This window comes from Lelliottia jeotgali (assembly GCF_016771845.1).
In the GTDB taxonomy this organism is placed as follows: domain Bacteria; phylum Pseudomonadota; class Gammaproteobacteria; order Enterobacterales; family Enterobacteriaceae; genus Enterobacter; species Enterobacter jeotgali.
Genome location: NZ_JAENMQ010000014.1, coordinates 17,179 through 31,719, shown reverse-complemented (window position 1 = coordinate 31,719; position 14,541 = coordinate 17,179). Strand labels below are relative to the sequence as shown.

At 56.4% G+C, this 14,541-nt stretch carries 14 protein-coding genes; 3 read left to right on the top strand and 11 right to left on the bottom strand.

The window, feature by feature from the left end:
• Nucleotides 1-62 precede the first annotated feature (62 nt).
• A complete protein-coding gene (locus tag JBO43_RS20005; RefSeq protein WP_095280041.1) occupies nt 63-317 on the top strand; it encodes a type II toxin-antitoxin system Phd/YefM family antitoxin in 255 nt (84 codons plus the stop codon).
• Nucleotides 310-576, top strand: a complete 267-nt coding sequence (locus tag JBO43_RS20000) for a Txe/YoeB family addiction module toxin (protein ID WP_095280043.1) — start codon at nt 310-312, stop codon at nt 574-576. The genes JBO43_RS20005 and JBO43_RS20000 overlap by 8 nt, the downstream gene beginning before the upstream one ends.
• Here JBO43_RS20000 and JBO43_RS19995 read toward each other — a convergent pair.
• The 6 genes from JBO43_RS19995 to JBO43_RS19970 form a co-directional block, all read right to left on the bottom strand.
• Nucleotides 567-1,469: an EamA family transporter gene (locus JBO43_RS19995; RefSeq protein ID WP_202674911.1), complete on the bottom strand. Its 903-nt coding sequence runs from the start codon at nt 1,467-1,469 to the stop codon at nt 567-569. The two genes, JBO43_RS20000 and JBO43_RS19995, sit on opposite strands and share 10 nt — an antisense overlap.
• A 132-nt stretch (nt 1,470-1,601) precedes the next feature.
• Nucleotides 1,602-2,981, bottom strand: a complete 1,380-nt coding sequence (locus tag JBO43_RS19990) for a carbohydrate porin (protein WP_103950146.1) — start codon at nt 2,979-2,981, stop codon at nt 1,602-1,604.
• 146 nt (nt 2,982-3,127) lie between these two features.
• Nucleotides 3,128-3,430 (bottom strand): PTS lactose/cellobiose transporter subunit IIA, encoded by a 303-nt coding sequence (locus JBO43_RS19985; RefSeq protein WP_202674934.1) that lies wholly within the window; start codon nt 3,428-3,430, stop codon nt 3,128-3,130.
• Between the two features lie 6 nt (nt 3,431-3,436).
• Nucleotides 3,437-4,825 (bottom strand): 6-phospho-beta-glucosidase GmuD, encoded by a 1,389-nt coding sequence (locus JBO43_RS19980; RefSeq protein ID WP_202674910.1) that lies wholly within the window; start codon nt 4,823-4,825, stop codon nt 3,437-3,439.
• Nucleotides 4,826-4,846: 21 nt separating this feature from the next.
• Nucleotides 4,847-6,169: a PTS sugar transporter subunit IIC gene (locus JBO43_RS19975; protein WP_095280052.1), complete on the bottom strand. Its 1,323-nt coding sequence runs from the start codon at nt 6,167-6,169 to the stop codon at nt 4,847-4,849.
• A 12-nt stretch (nt 6,170-6,181) separates the two neighbouring features.
• A complete protein-coding gene (locus tag JBO43_RS19970) occupies nt 6,182-6,496 on the bottom strand; it encodes a PTS sugar transporter subunit IIB (protein WP_095280054.1) in 315 nt (104 codons plus the stop codon).
• A 293-nt stretch (nt 6,497-6,789) separates the two neighbouring features.
• Between JBO43_RS19970 and JBO43_RS19965 the strand changes: the two genes are divergently transcribed.
• The gene (locus JBO43_RS19965; protein WP_103950144.1) at nt 6,790-7,740 is read left to right on the top strand and encodes a LacI family DNA-binding transcriptional regulator; all 951 of its coding nucleotides are present in this window, start codon (nt 6,790-6,792) and stop codon (nt 7,738-7,740) included.
• A gap of 27 nt (nt 7,741-7,767) precedes the next feature.
• On the opposite strand, the gene JBO43_RS19960 is transcribed toward JBO43_RS19965, so the two are convergent.
• The 5 genes from JBO43_RS19960 to JBO43_RS19940 all read right to left on the bottom strand — a co-directional run bounded on the left by JBO43_RS19960 (nt 7,768) and on the right by JBO43_RS19940 (nt 14,533).
• Nucleotides 7,768-8,064 (bottom strand): YicS family protein, encoded by a 297-nt coding sequence (locus tag JBO43_RS19960; RefSeq protein ID WP_095280057.1) that lies wholly within the window; start codon nt 8,062-8,064, stop codon nt 7,768-7,770.
• 158 nt (nt 8,065-8,222) lie between these two features.
• A complete protein-coding gene (locus JBO43_RS19955; protein ID WP_202674909.1) occupies nt 8,223-9,587 on the bottom strand; it encodes an efflux transporter outer membrane subunit in 1,365 nt (454 codons plus the stop codon).
• A 2-nt stretch (nt 9,588-9,589) separates the two neighbouring features.
• Entirely contained in the window at nt 9,590-12,697 is a 3,108-nt protein-coding gene (locus JBO43_RS19950; RefSeq protein WP_202674908.1) for an efflux RND transporter permease subunit, read from the bottom strand.
• Complete coding sequence (locus tag JBO43_RS19945; protein WP_202674907.1) at nt 12,697-13,818, bottom strand: efflux RND transporter periplasmic adaptor subunit; 1,122 nt, start codon at nt 13,816-13,818, stop codon at nt 12,697-12,699. The genes JBO43_RS19950 and JBO43_RS19945 overlap by 1 nt, the downstream gene beginning before the upstream one ends.
• A gap of 145 nt (nt 13,819-13,963) precedes the next feature.
• Nucleotides 13,964-14,533, bottom strand: a complete 570-nt coding sequence (locus JBO43_RS19940) for a TetR/AcrR family transcriptional regulator (RefSeq protein ID WP_202674906.1) — start codon at nt 14,531-14,533, stop codon at nt 13,964-13,966.
• Nucleotides 14,534-14,541: the final 8 nt, after the last annotated feature.

Here is a 14,541-nt window from a genome sequence, read left to right as displayed (position 1 = left end):
CGTTGATTGATAAATAACCACCCGCACCTTATACTTGTACCGTAAGTTGTACAGGAGGATTTATGCAGGTTGTGACTTTTACTGAAGCCCGTAGTCGACTCAAAGATGTGCTTGATGACGTGAATGAAAATGTGGAAACCACCATTATCAGCCGCCGTAACGGTGGTGATGCGGTGGTGATGTCCCTTCAGCACTACAACTCGATGATGGAAACCATCCATCTGATGAGTTCCCCGGCCAATGCCAGACGGCTGATGGATTCCATCGCTCAGGCAAACAGCGGTAAAACCAGCGAGAGAGATCTGATTGATGAGTAGGATGCTCACATGGACGGATAACGGCTGGGACGATTATCTGTGGTGGCAGGAGCAAGACAAGAAGACGCTTCGCAGAATCAACAAATTGATTGATGATGCGAAGCGTCAACCGTTTACCGGGCTTGGTAAACCTGAACCCTTGCGCGGGAACCTGTCGGGCTACTGGTCCCGGCGTATCAACGATACTGACCGCCTGGTTTATGGCGTCACGGACATTGCTCTGACTATTCTGATGTGCCGCTATCACTATCAGCCCTGATAGCTTCTTCTGCGTGAATCCATCGAAATCAGTACTACCGACGAGACAATCAGCAGTGTCCCCAGCCAGTCCGGCAGGGTAAACGCCACGCCCAGCAGCAGCACCGACAGCAAAGCGCTGCTCAGTGGTTCGGCGCAGCTTAGAATGCTCGCCTTCGGCCCGCCAATCATCTGCGCGCCCTTCAGATACAAGCTGAATGTCAGTGCGGTGCCAATCACCACCAGATAGAAGAAGGCCAGCAGCAGGCTGCCGTCGATCACGAAGGTGGTGCCGCGCCCGGCGTAGAAGGGCGTCAGCATCAGTCCTGCAATCAACATACTCCAGCCGACAATCGGCAGCGTGCCGTAGCGGGCGATCAGCGTCGACGGATAGGTGGTGTAAAACGCAGCGGCGAAGGCCGAGGCGATACCAAAGAACAGCGCCTCCGGAGAGATCGACAGCGACGTCGGATCGCCGTGGGTCACCAGTAAAAATGTGCCGATAAGCGACGTCAAAATCGCTGCGAGAACAAACATCCCAGGCCGTTTTTTCCGCGCCAGCGCAAACCAGGCCACGATAATGGTCGGGGAGAGAAACTGCAGGACCGTCGCGGTGGCGGCGTTGGATTTTTCAATCGTCAGCAGGAAGGTGAGTTGCACTGTGAGCGCGCCCACCAGCGAGAAAATTAGCAGGCTGATGGCATCTTTGCGATGTTTGATGACCGAGAAAATCTTGTCGCCGTGAACGAAAGAGAGCGTCAGTAAAATTACGCCGGTAAACAGCAGACGAATCATGGTCAGATAAGGCGAGGAAATCTGACTCTTCTCCATGATGTACTGCGCGCAAACGCCTGAACTGCCCCATAACACGGCGGCGATCAGGACATTCAGCATCCCTCTTTTTGTGGAACCCATGTTCTCCCCTGCATGCTCGTTTTTTTTCTAGCATATCATGGGAGCATTGCCCGGCGGCGCTGCGCTTGCACGGGCCTACGAAAATAGTAGGCCGGGTAAGCGCAGCGCCACCCGGCAAATGACAGCACGGTTTTAGAACCAGGCTTCCCACATCGCTCCAACGTTGAAATCGTCGAGCGTCTGGTCGTCGGTGCCATTCACGCGTGCAGTACGTTGGTTATCCACTTTGCCGCCGGTCACGTAGAAGCGCAGCATCGGACGGAATTCCGGGCCCATCGCGATAGACATGTTCTGCGACAGGGTCAGCTTCCAACCTTTGTTATCGCCGCCGTTGTCATAGTCAACATGCTGCCAGCCCGCTTCCAGCCAGGTCGAGTGAACGTCGTTCCACCAGTGCATAGGACGCACAATCGCGTTGTAGTTTTTGCGGTTGTCGGTGCTGTCGCGGCTGTTGTCATAGTCATGGAAGGCGAGGATGTACTCCACCTGCGTCTGCTGGGTGAACTTATGCAACCCTTCGAAGCTGGCGTAAACCGTGGTCAGATCTTCGGTTTTGTTGAACACGCTGTTGTCTGAGTTATCCGAGTAGCGGGCGATAACTTTGTTCACGCCGCTGTCGTTGGTGTGGCTCAGGACCACGCCGCCCTGCCAGGCATTCAAACGATCATCGCTTTCGATGGCTTTCGAATCGAAGCCGTAGTTGGCGTAGATTTCCAGATCCAGCGGACCAACTTTCATGCCGTGGATTTTAGAGGTCGCCGCGTAGTTGCCCTTATCGCCGGTGCCGGAGCCGCCGGTACAGGAGATGCGCGACGGGTTAGAGCCGTCGTTTTCCACTTCTGGGTTACAGGATTCAACCGCCGCGACGGTCGCCACATCAAACTGCACGCCGCCGATGTCGAAGTTTTTCACCCCCGCACCCTGGCCGTCGTGGTTCATCCAGAAGTAGTCGTTGATGCCCTGCTGTGGACGCTGGTGGAAGTCGCGTCCGGCCCAGAAATAGGCGTTCGGGTTGGATGACATAATGTTGGTCACCCCGGCGTAGGCTTTTTTCAGGTTAACTTCGTCGCCCCAGTGGTCGATCATTACGTTGACGTCCCAGATGGCGCCGTTCTCGCCCTTGAAAGCTTTGGAGAGCTGGAATTCCCCGCCGTTGCCTTCGTTACCCAGACGGCCAATTGCCGAGCCGCCGTTATAGGACCCATCGACCGCGACGTATTTCTGATCGGCGGCCTGGAAGTGCGCACCGTAGCGGGCATAACCGGTAAATTTAATGCCAAACGGAATGGCCAGATCCGGAGACTGCGCGGCGCTCTGTGGTTCGGTGACCACATCCACTTTTTTCGCCACCGCGGCGTCCATTTTTGCCTGACGATCTGCCAGGGCTTTATCCACCGCTTTGGCCACAATGGCGTCAATTTGCTCCTGCGTAAAATCTTGTGCGAGGACAGAAATTGGGCAAAGCGCGGCGACGACCGCCATTGTTAATGGAAGTTTTTTAATCATGTTCATGGTTATCTCAATAGTTATTTAAATTTTATTCAGACAATAACCACCCAGCTCCGATCTGACAGAATATGTCGCTATCATCAGAACAAGTTGATTTATATTTTTAGTGGTACAGAGGGTTTACTTTAACGTAATAATATCTCCCTTAATTATCTCTGGTAGAGATGAATAATCTCTTCGGACAATTCACGGGCTAACAGTGAATTCATTAAATGATCCTGGGCGTGCACCATAATTAAGGTCATCGGCTGGCGGGCTTCGCCCGCGTCCTGTTCGATGAGTTTAGTTTGCATATGGTGCGCCTGGCGCGCGTAGCCATCGGCTTCGCGCAGCAGGCTTTTGGCTTCGTCGAAGTTGCCCTGCCGCGCAGCGTGCAGTGCTTCAAAGCACAGACTGCGCGACTGACCGGCGTTGACGATAATTTCCATTACGGCGTCTTCTAATGCAATCATCATTCATTACTCTTTATCAAAGCTGTTATTTAACGAGGTGGCGGCGAACCACTCCCCGCTTTTCTTAATGGTGCGCTGTTGCGTATTTAAATCAAGCTGGATAAATCCGTAGCGGTTTTTATACGCATTACACCATGACCAGTTATCGATAAATGTCCACATATGGTAGCCAAGACAATTTGCGCCTTCGCTAATGCCTTTGTGGACCCATTTAAGGTGCTCGGAAATAAAGTCAATACGGTATTGATCGTTAATTTGGCCGTTTTCAATAAAGCGTTGCTCGTTTTCGACGCCCATGCCGTTTTCAGAAATAAAACAGCGCGGGTTGCCGTAATTTTCTCGCAGATTAACCAGAATATCGTAAATACCCGGCTCGTAGATTTCCCAGCCACGGTACGGATTCATTTTGCGGCCTGGCATTTCATAGTTATCGAAGAACCACTCCGGCATAAACGGCGCCTGAGGATTCACCGCGCTGTCACGACACTTCACGCGACGCGGCTGATAGTAGTTGATGCCCAGCAGGTCGATGGTCCCTTCGGCAATCAGCGCACTGTCTTCGGGCTGACAGGCAGGCAGCTGATCGTAGGCCTTCAGGAGCGCCACCAGATCCGCCGGATACTCCCCGCGCAGAACCGGGTCGAGGAAGCTGCGGTTAAACATCAGGTCTGCATAATGCGCGGCTCTCACATCCAGCGGATTTTGCGAGCGCGGATAGGACGGCGTCAGGTTCAGCACGATGCCTATCTCACCCGCATAATGCCCGGCGCGGAAGGCACGAACTGCCTGTGCATGGGCCAGCACGGTGTGATACGCCACGGTCGCTGCACGACGGAAATCCACCACGTTCGGATAATGGAAGTCATACAAATACCCGCCTTCCACCGGGACGATCGGCTCGTTAAAGGTAAACCAGTGCAGGACGCGATCGCCAAACAGCTCAAAGCAGATCTGCGCGTAGCGGCTGTACGCAGCCACGACGTCACGGTTTTCCCAGCCGCCGATCTCCTGCATCGCCATCGGCATGTCGAAGTGGAACAAGGTGATAAACGGCGTAATACCCTGCTCAAGCAGTTCGTCGAATACCTGATTGTAAAACTCCACCGCCTGCGGATTCACTTCACCGACACCGTCGGGGATCAGGCGCGCCCAGCTAATCGAGGTACGAAAGCTGTTATGGTTCAGCTGTTTCAGCAGCTGAATGTCCGCTTTCCAGTTGTGATAAAAGGTTGAGGTATCCTGCGGCCCCACGCCCTGATGGAAACGGTTTGGCTGATTGGCGAACCAGTGATCCCAGGTGGTCAATCCTTTGCCGCCGCCCAGGCTTTCCCCTTCGGTTTGCAGCGCGGAGCTGGCGCTGCCCCACCAAAAGTGTTCGGGAAATGAATATTTCATAATGCGTCCTCTTTGACGTTATTAACGTACAGCTTCAGCAGAACCGACGGTTGCCTGAGCTTTTTGCTCTTCGGTTTTCATTAACGAGCGCTCATAGGCACGCAGGAACGGCAAATACATGACTGCCGACATCACCATACAAATCACGCACATCACCACCGGGCTGAACGCCCAGTTCGCCGCCCATGACGCGCCAATCGGAGCCGGAGTGGTCCACGGTGTCAGGGAAACCACCTGCGCCAGCCAGCCGAGTCGGGTTGCAGCGTAGGCCAGGCAGGCATTTACCAGCGGCACGAACACAAACGGGATAAACAGCATCGGGTTCATGATGATCGGCGCGCCGAACAGAATGGGTTCGTTGATGTTAAAGAAGCTCGGCACCACGCCCATCTTGCCGATGGTACGCAGATGCGCCACGCGGCTACGCAGCAGCAGGAAGGCCAGCGGTAAGGTTGAGCCAACGCCGCCGATCAGCAGGTAGTGATCCCAAAAACCTTGCAGATAGACGTGTGGGAGCGCTGCGCCAGCGGCCAGCGCCGCCTGGTTTGCCGACAGGTTCGCCATCCAGAACGGGTTCATGATGCCGGTGACAATCAGCGAACCGTGGATGCCTGCGAACCAGAAAATCTGGCACAGCAGCACGGAGAGCAAAATCGCGGGCAGGGAGTCGGAGGCGGAAACCAGCGGCTCCAGCAGGTGCATAATCGCCTGCGGAAGAATCATCCCGGTTTGCGCTTCGATAAACAGGTTCAACGGATGCAGCGTGCCAATCACCACCAGCACCGGAATCAAAATCTCAAAGGAACGCGCCACGCCGGTCGGCACTTCTTTCGGCAGGCGAATGGTGACTTTTTTCTCCTTCAGCCACGCGTAAACGCGGGTGGAGTAGATGGCGGTAATCAGCGCGGTGAAAATCCCCTGGCCCGACAGATATTGGGTGGAGATTTTGCCGTCGGCATAAGGGGCGGCCACCAGCAGAAACGCCATAAACGCCAGCAGGCCGGACATCACCGGATCGAGATTAAACTGGCGGCCCAGGCTCGCACCGATACCCACCGAGATAAAGAAGGTCATCACGCCCATGCTGAGGTTAAACGGCAGCATCAGCTGTTCGCGGTAAGTCTGGGAGAAATCCAGCCAGCCGCGGGCAAAACTGTTGGTGGTATCCGCCGAGAACGGCGGGAAAATGAACACCAGCATGAACGAGCCGATTATCATAAACGGCAGCGCTGCGGTAAACCCGTCACGGATCGCAATCACGTACTTTTGCTGTCCGAGCTTGGCCGCCAGCGGGGTAATGGACTGCTCAATAACGGCAACCATTGATTGATATAACGAACTCATGAGAACACCTTCTTAGTGTGCCGCGTCGATGAGCGACAGAGCATAGTCCAGTACCTTATCACCACGCTGCATCCCGTAATCCATCATGTCGATGGCTTGTACCGGAATGCCCTGCGTAGCAGCCTTGTCTGCCAGTGTCTTTAACATGTATTTCACTTGCGGTCCGAGAAGAACGACCTGGTATTGCGGAAACTGCGTATCAAATTCGGAAACACCGTACGCATCTATCGTCACCGGTAAACCGCGTTCTTCTGCCACTTCAACCATTTTCCTCACCAGCAGGCTGGTGGACATCCCGGCAGAGCAGCACAGCATAATCTTGAACATCGACAACCATCCTCAAAGTGTAAAAAGTTATTGCGGGGATGATTGGATATCATATGGAAACCGGTTTCCATTTATAAAAGACAGAAGTGTGACACTCATCAAGATCCAGTAGTTACGCGGCTAATTATCACGATGTGGGTCACGAAATTTGGCGTTTTGGACATCAAATGGAGTGGAAACGGAAAATCGGTTTCCATAGAAAACGGAAACGGATATACTGCGGATTGGCTATAATGTGAGCCGAAGCGGTAATGGGAATTACAGGGCTGCGTGAGTCCTGTCAGGGGAATATGATGTCTACAATCAACGATGTATCACGTCTGGCCGGGGTGTCCAAAGCCACGGTGTCACGGGTGTTGAGCGGGTCGCGCGGCGTGAAGGAAGCCAGCCGTGAGGCCGTACTGAAAGCGGTGGATGAGCTGAATTATCGGCCCAACGTCATTGCGCAGTCGCTGCTGAGTCAGTCTACGGGGTGTATCGGCGTGATTTGCGCGCAGGATAATATCAACCAGACCACCGGGTATCTTTACGCGCTGGAAAAACAGCTCAGCCAGCATCAAAAACACCTGCTGCTGCGCTTCGCCAATACCAAAAGTGAAGTGCTCAACGCACTCGATGAACTCTCCTGCGGACTCTGCGACGACATCCTGATTATCGGGGCGCGTTTCCCGCTGCATATCGATCAGGAAAACGTCATCCTGGTGGACTGCATGGAGTCCGATAACCCCAACAGCATCCAGTTTGACCACGCCTTTGCTGCCGAAACCGCCTGTAATTATCTCACCAGCCAGGGCCGTCGGCAGATTGCCTTAATTCAGCCGCAAGGCAGCGGATTCGCCGATCAGGTACTGCTTGGCTACAAACACGCGCTGGAGAAAAACTTCCTGCCGTTTAACCGTAATCTGGTGTTTATGGATGCCACCTCGTCATCTGTGGCATTGCAGGAACTACTGAACAATGCGACCACCTTGAATTTCAATGCGTTGCTGGTGGCAGATGAGCAAGAAGCACAGCGCGTGATCCCGCAGTTGCAGGCGTTTAACAAATCGGTGCCGGAAGACATCATGGTCTTTAGTCTCGCCGGATCGCTGCATCTTCCGGGGATTCCGACCATTCCGGCTATCGAATATTCAATGGATGCGATGGCGGCGCGGATTGTGGCGTGGCTGAATGAAAAAACGCAGATGCTCGGTTCTTACGTGTTGCGCGGCGATTTGATTATCCCGGATATGCGCAAACGCTAATAAAAAAGCGTGAAGCTCGCTTCACGCTCAGTAATCTTCCATGCAATCCACTTTACCCACCGCTTCCCAGTAGTTGTCCAGGTTATCGCGCTCCGTCGCCAGTATCGCGTTTTTTATCAGCAATTTATTGGCCTCGGAGGACATGATCATTGCCTGCCACTCTTTGTCGGATTGTTTGCCCTGAGGTGAACACACTTTCTTGATATCTTTCATCACCGACTGGCGGATTTTTTCCGTTTTAACCGGATCCTGTGTCTCCTTCGCGTGGACGAAGGCGGCGAAAAGCAAACAGATAACCAGACAAAAAAGATGAGCAGCTTTCATAGAAACCCCCGGAAAAAAACACGCATTGTCTTTTGAAATATATCGTTACATTCATCAAAGCGATTCAAGCCGAAAGTATGATTCTGAGCAGACACAGGTATGAGACGTTTTAAGCGTAGCTGGAGTTTTTGCCGGACATCAGCGCCCGGCAAAAAGATTTATTGAATGCCGCCGCCGAGCGATTGCCACAGCGTGACGCGGTTGTTGAAGTCGGTTTGTTGCAGGGCAATCAGCGACTCCTGCGCCGACCACAGCGACCGCTGCGCGGTGAGTACCGTCAGATAATCACCCGCACCGGCCTGATAGCTGCGCGTGGCCACATCCAGCGTTTTTTGTTCCGCCGCCACGTATTCCCGCTGGGCATCCAGCTGCTCATTGAGCGTTTCCCGACGCGCCAGCGCATCAGCGACATCTTTAAACGCGCTCTGAATGGTTTTTTCGTAGGTGGCGATCAGCCCCTTTTTCTCCGCTTCGGCATAGCGCAGCTGCGCCAGATTGTTACCGCCGCTGAACAGCGGCAGGGTGATCGACGGGGCAAACGACCACACTTTCAGGCCGTGGCTGAACAGGGACGACAGGGAGTCGCTCCCGACTCCGGCGCTGGCGGTCAGGGAAATCGTCGGGAAGAAATTCGCCCGTGCCGCGCCGATACTTGCATTGGCGCTCAGCAGATTGTGCTCGGCTTCCTGAATATCCGGGCGGCGCAACAGTGCGCTGGAGCTAACGCCCGCCGGAATCAGGGTGATGGCGTTGTCGCTCAGGCTCTCCAGCGTGCCGGGTAGTAAATTATCCGGCACCGTGCCGCCCGCCAGCAGATTCAGCGCATTTTTGTCCTGCATCACCAGCGTCTGATAACTCGCCACGCTGGCCCGTGCCTGCTGATACACCGCCATCGCCGCGCTGACGTCCGTTGCCGCTGCCACGCCCACTTCCTGCTGACGTTTGACGATTTTCAGCGAGTTCGCTGCGCTTTCCAGGGTGGATTTCGCCAGCGCAAGATTGCTGTTATCCGCTGCCAGCGTTAGCCACGCGGTGGTCAGCTCGCCGATCATCGTCAGGCGCGTATTCTGGGCGGTGAACTCGCTGGCAAGCCAGGTTTCACGCGCCGCGCGCGACAGGCTTTGATTGCGGCCAAACAGATCCAACTCAAAGCTCGATACCGCGCCGTTGGCCTCGTCGCTGGTGGCGACCCCGCTCGCCAGCGTGCGGCTGCGGGTGTGGCTCAGTTCGGCATCGACCGTCGGGAACAGGGACGAGCGCGTTTCACCATACAGGGCGCGGGCGGCGTCGATATCGGCAATCGCTTTTTGCACGTCGCGGTTGCTGTTAAGCGCCATCGTCACCACTCCTTTCAGCCGGGCGTCGTTCATCACATTCTGCCACTGGCTCACGACCGCGCTGGCTTCGCCGTGGCTGCCCGGCAGCGTCGCCGGGATGGGGGAATCGGGGCGCTGGTAGCTGGGGTCCAGCGAAACACAGCCCGCGCTCATCAGGGCGAATACTAAAACAGAAACACGAAACATGATTACCTCCGGATCGCGTGTTGACCGGAGAACAGACGTTTCACCAGTACAAAAAATAAGGGAACAAAGAAAATTGCCAGCAGCGTGGCGGCAAGGGTTCCGCCGATGATGCCGGTGCCGATCGCGACGCGACTGTTGGCGCCGGCCCCGGTGGCGACCGCCAGCGGCGTCACACCGGCGATAAAGGCCAGCGAGGTCATGATGATCGGGCGCAAGCGGGTCTGGGCGGCGCGCAGGGCGGCGCGTGTAAGGGAGTACCCTTCCGCTACTTTGGCTTCGGCAAACTCAACGATCAGAATGGCGTTTTTCGATGACAGGCCGATGGTGGTCAGGAGTGCTACCTGGAAATAGACGTCGTTGTTTAGGCCGCGCATCGTGGCGGCCAGCGCCGCGCCCAGCACGCCGAGCGGGATAACCATGATCACCGAAATTGGTACCGACCAGCTCTCGTACAGCGCAGCCAGGCACAAGAACACCACCAGAATCGACAGGGCGTACAAGCTCATCGCCTGGCCGCTGGCCAGTTTTTCCTGCAATGACAGACCGCTCCACGCCCAGGTAGTACCCGCCGGGAGTTTATTTGCCAGCTGTTCCATCGTGGTCATCGCGCTGCCTGAACTGGACCCGCTGGCGTTCTCACCCTGAATCTCGTACGCCGCCGAGCCGTTGTAACGCACCAGGCTTTCCGGGCCGTATTCCCAGCGGGTGGTAGCGAAGGCGGAGAACGGCGTCATGCTGTCGTCGCTCCCGCGCACGAACCATTTGTTGAGATCCGACGGCGCGGCGCGGTAATCGCTATCGCCCTGGATGTAGACTTTTTTGACGCGACCGCGATCGATAAAGTCGTTCACGTAAGTTCCGCCCCAGGCGCTGGAGAGGGTGCTGGTGACGTCGCTCAGGGCGAGGCCCAGAGAGACGGCTTTGTTGTTGTCGATATCGACCTGTAGCTGCGGCATTTGCGGCAGATCGTTGGCACGTACCGCCTGCAGGGAGGCGTCTTTATTCGCTTCGCCAATCAGTTGGTTACGCATTGCGAGCAAGGTATCGCGATCCGTATTGCCGGTCGCCATCAGCTCAAAGGTAAAGCCGTTGCTCTGACCGAGGCCGTCGACGGACGGCGGCGTCATGGCGAACACGGTGGCATCGCGAATGCCGCCCAACTCTTTGCTGGCGCGCAGGGCGATCGCCTGGGCGGTGTTTTCGCTGCCCTTACGCTCGGACCAGTTTTTCAGCGACACAAACGCCATCCCGGCGTTCTGGCCGCTGCCGCTGAAGCTAAAGCCTTCGACGGTGAAGATCACGTTGGTGTTGTCTTTCTCTTTGCTGAGGAACCAGTCGGTGACCTGACGGCTCACCTCGGCGGTGCGCACGGCGGTGGCACCGGCGGGCAGGGTGTACTGCACCATGATTTCGCCCTGATCTTCCGTCGGCAGGAAGCTGCCCGGCAGTTTCCACATCGTCAGGGCCATCGCGCCGCACAGGACCGCGAAGATCGCCATCACGCTGCCGGAGCGGCGTAACACCCGCAGGACTTTGTGTTGGTAGCCCTTTTCCGTTTTGCTGTAAAAGCGGTTAAACGCACCGAAAAAGCCTTTCTTTTGCGGCGGCGTGTGGCTCAGTACCGTCCCGCACAGAGCCGGGGTGAGGGTCAGGGCGACGACTACCGAGAGGATCATCGCCGAGATGATGGTCACGGAGAACTGGCGGTAAATCACCCCTGTCGAGCCGCCGAAAAATGCCATCGGCAGGAACACCGCTGACAGTACCAGGGCAATCGCCACCAGTGCGCCGGAGATCTCGCCCATCGATTTTTCGGTCGCTTCGCGGGCGGGCAGCCCTTCGTCGCGCATGATGCGCTCGACGTTTTCCACCACCACGATGGCGTCATCCACCAGCAGGCCGATCGCCAGCACCATCGCGAACAGCGTCAGGGTGTTGATGGAATAGCCGAACAGGGCCAGCACGCCAAAGGTGCCGAGCAGCACCACTGGCACCGCCAGGGCGGGGATCAGCGTGGCACGGACGTTTTGCAGGAACAGATACATCACCACCACCACCAGAATGATGGCTTCGAACAGGGTCTGAATCACATCCTCGACGGAGATTTTGATGAACTCGGTGCTGTCTTTCGGGTAGGCAACGTCATAGCCTTCCGGCATCGCGCGTTTAAATTCAGCGATTTTCTCTTTCACCGCCGTCGCCGTGCTGAGCGCGTTGGCCCCTGGCGAGAGCATCACCGCCACGCCCGCCGCCGGATGGCCGTTCAGTTTGGCTGTTGCCGTGTAATCTTCGCTGCCCATCTCGACGCGCGCGATGTCACTCATGCGCACCACCGAGCCGTTAGACTGGCTCTTGATGATGATATTTTTAAACTGATCGACGGTTTGCAGGCGCGACTGGGCGCGAACGGTGGCCGTCAGCTGCTGCGCATTTGACGACGGCAGCGCGCCAATTTTCCCGGCGGAGACCTGCACATTCTGCGCTTCAATCGCGCTCTGCACGTCGGACGGCATCAGCGAATACGAAGCCAGCTTCGCCGGATCGAGCCAGATGCGCATCGCGTATTCCGCGCCGAACACCTGCAAACTGCCTACGCCTTCGACGCGCGCCAGCGGGTCCTGGACGTTACTCACCAGCCAGTCGGCGATGTCCGAGCTGCTGGCCTTGTCGGTTTTGTCGTACACGCCCATGATCAGCAGGAAGTTGCTCTGGGATTTCACCACCGTAATGCCCGACTGCTGCACTTCGCTCGGCAGGCGCGATTCGGCCTGCTGCACTTTGTTCTGCACCTGCACCTGAGCTGTGTCCGGGTCGGTGCCCTGTTCGAAGGTAACGTTGATGCTCACAGAGCCGTCGGAGCTGCTGGTGGAGGTGAAATAGAGCAGGTTATCCAGGCCGGTCAGCTGCTGTTCGATCACCTGAGTGACGCTGTTTTCCAGCGTCTGGGCGGACGCGCCCGTATAGGTGGCGGAGATTTTGACCGACGGCGGTGCCACGTCCGGATACTGCGCCACCGGCAGAGTGCGGATCGCCAGCATCCCGGCGAGCATAATCAGAATGGCGATCACCCACGCAAACACCGGGCGACGCACGAAGAAACGGGAAAACATCAGGCGTCTCCTCCGTCGGTTTTGACCGCTTCGGCTTTCACTTCCTGACCGGTGGTCACTTTCCCTGAGCCCTCGACGATCAGCTTATCGCCCGCGTTCAGCCCGCTCAGCACCAGCCATTTGTCGCCGTAGGTGTCGCCCGTTTGCAGCGTGCGCTGCTCGACTTTGTTACTGGCGTTCACCACCAGCGCGGTGGCGTTGCCTTTGGCGTCGCGGGTGATGCCCTGCTGCGGCGCCAGAATCGCATCGTCCATGATGCCCTCATCCACTTTGGCGCGAACGAACATGCCGGGCAGGAGCTGCTGTTTTGGATTGGGGAACACCGCGCGCAGGGTCACGGAGCCGGTGGACTCATCCACAGCGACTTCCGTCAGCGCCAGACGGCCCTTTTCACTGTAGGTACTGCCGTCTTCGAGGATCAGTGACGCGCTCAGGGTATCGCTGTTAGTCGACAAAGTTTGCTTGCGTAATCGCAGCAGATCGGCGCTGGAACGGGTGAGATCGACGTACATAGTGTCTAACCCGCGAATGGTCGCCAGCGCCGTATCCTGCTGAGCGGTGACCAGCGCACCCGGGGTGACGGACGATATCCCGATGCGACCGCTAATCGGCGCGGTGATGGTGGTCCAGTTCAGGCTGATACGCGCGCTCTCCAGAGCGGCTTTTTTGGACTCGACGCTGGCTTTGTCCTGCGCACAGGTGGCCTGCGCATCTTCCGCATCCTGACGCGATACGCCGTCGTCCTTCACCAGTTGAGCATAGCGCTGGGCCTTCTGGCAGTCGGCCTGCACCAGCGACTGGGCCTGTTTCAGCGCGGCGGCGGCTTCGTCGTAGCTGGCCTTAAAGCTGGACGGATCGATCTGATACAGCGCCTGTCCGGCTTTGACCGTATCGCCTTCGTTAAACAGCCGTTTTTGAATGATGCCGCCGACTTGCGGACGCACTTCCGCACTCAGCGCAGCGCTGGTGCGCCCGGTTAACTCACTGACCAGCGGAACGGGCTGGCTCATGAGCGTGACGATCCCCACTTCCGGGAGTGGGCCTGCTGGTGCGGATATTTGTGCATTATCACAACCGGTCAGGAGAAATAATGCCGCGATGGAGGTTGTTCTGATTTTCATACTTTTTCCAGGGTGAACGATGCCTGTCCCGTTAATCGCTTAACGAGATGAAATTTTTTTAAGGCACAGGGATGCCGCATCTCCGCGACTCGCGGAAATGAAAAAACGGGAAATGGCTATTTCCCGATGTTTAATTCAGATTTAATTAATTCACAATGAGAAGCATATTGAGTATTTCCCGATAAATTTTCTCTAATTCAGATGCTGACACTTTTTGTGGGGTTAACCGACGATAGATGGAGCCTTCCATCATCACGGCGATAATTTCTACGCAGCAGCGGATGCGTTCTTCGCTCAGGTGCGGGCACTGTTTTTTCAGGTGCTCGCAGGCGTTGGCAAACATGCGCGCGTCAGCTTCGACCAGCATCCCCGCCACCAGCGGGTTGCGGGTGGCTTCGGCAGACATCTCCAGCATCAGCGCGTCGTCGTCTTCGCTCAGGGTCTGGCGCCAGGCGAGGATCTGCGGCATGCGGTCGGTCTGGGTTTTGCCTTCCATCTCCGCGATACGGTAGTCGATGATGCGGCGGATCATCTCTTCGATGATGGCGTCTTTGTTGCTGAAATAGCGGTAGATCTGCCCGACGCTGAGCTTCGCCTCGCTGGCGATTTGCGACATGCTGGCACCGTGAAACCCGCTCGCGCGGAAACAGCGCCGCGCCGCAGTGATAATCTCGTCCTGCCGCTGTTTCTGACGTTCTTCAAGCTTTGTGCTCATCGTTTTCC

Coding starts and splice junctions, on each gene's coding strand:
- JBO43_RS20005 (WP_095280041.1), top strand. CDS start 63: ATGCAGGTTGTGACTTTTACTGAAGCCCGTAGTCGACTCAAAGATGTG.
- JBO43_RS20000 (WP_095280043.1), top strand. CDS start 310: ATGAGTAGGATGCTCACATGGACGGATAACGGCTGGGACGATTATCTG.
- JBO43_RS19995 (WP_202674911.1), bottom strand. CDS start 1,469: ATGGGTTCCACAAAAAGAGGGATGCTGAATGTCCTGATCGCCGCCGTG.
- JBO43_RS19990 (WP_103950146.1), bottom strand. CDS start 2,981: ATGAACATGATTAAAAAACTTCCATTAACAATGGCGGTCGTCGCCGCG.
- JBO43_RS19985 (WP_202674934.1), bottom strand. CDS start 3,430: ATGATTGCATTAGAAGACGCCGTAATGGAAATTATCGTCAACGCCGGT.
- JBO43_RS19980 (WP_202674910.1), bottom strand. CDS start 4,825: ATGAAATATTCATTTCCCGAACACTTTTGGTGGGGCAGCGCCAGCTCC.
- JBO43_RS19975 (WP_095280052.1), bottom strand. CDS start 6,169: ATGAGTTCGTTATATCAATCAATGGTTGCCGTTATTGAGCAGTCCATT.
- JBO43_RS19970 (WP_095280054.1), bottom strand. CDS start 6,496: ATGTTCAAGATTATGCTGTGCTGCTCTGCCGGGATGTCCACCAGCCTG.
- JBO43_RS19965 (WP_103950144.1), top strand. CDS start 6,790: ATGTCTACAATCAACGATGTATCACGTCTGGCCGGGGTGTCCAAAGCC.
- JBO43_RS19960 (WP_095280057.1), bottom strand. CDS start 8,064: ATGAAAGCTGCTCATCTTTTTTGTCTGGTTATCTGTTTGCTTTTCGCC.
- JBO43_RS19955 (WP_202674909.1), bottom strand. CDS start 9,587: ATGTTTCGTGTTTCTGTTTTAGTATTCGCCCTGATGAGCGCGGGCTGT.
- JBO43_RS19950 (WP_202674908.1), bottom strand. CDS start 12,697: ATGTTTTCCCGTTTCTTCGTGCGTCGCCCGGTGTTTGCGTGGGTGATC.
- JBO43_RS19945 (WP_202674907.1), bottom strand. CDS start 13,818: ATGAAAATCAGAACAACCTCCATCGCGGCATTATTTCTCCTGACCGGT.
- JBO43_RS19940 (WP_202674906.1), bottom strand. CDS start 14,533: ATGAGCACAAAGCTTGAAGAACGTCAGAAACAGCGGCAGGACGAGATT.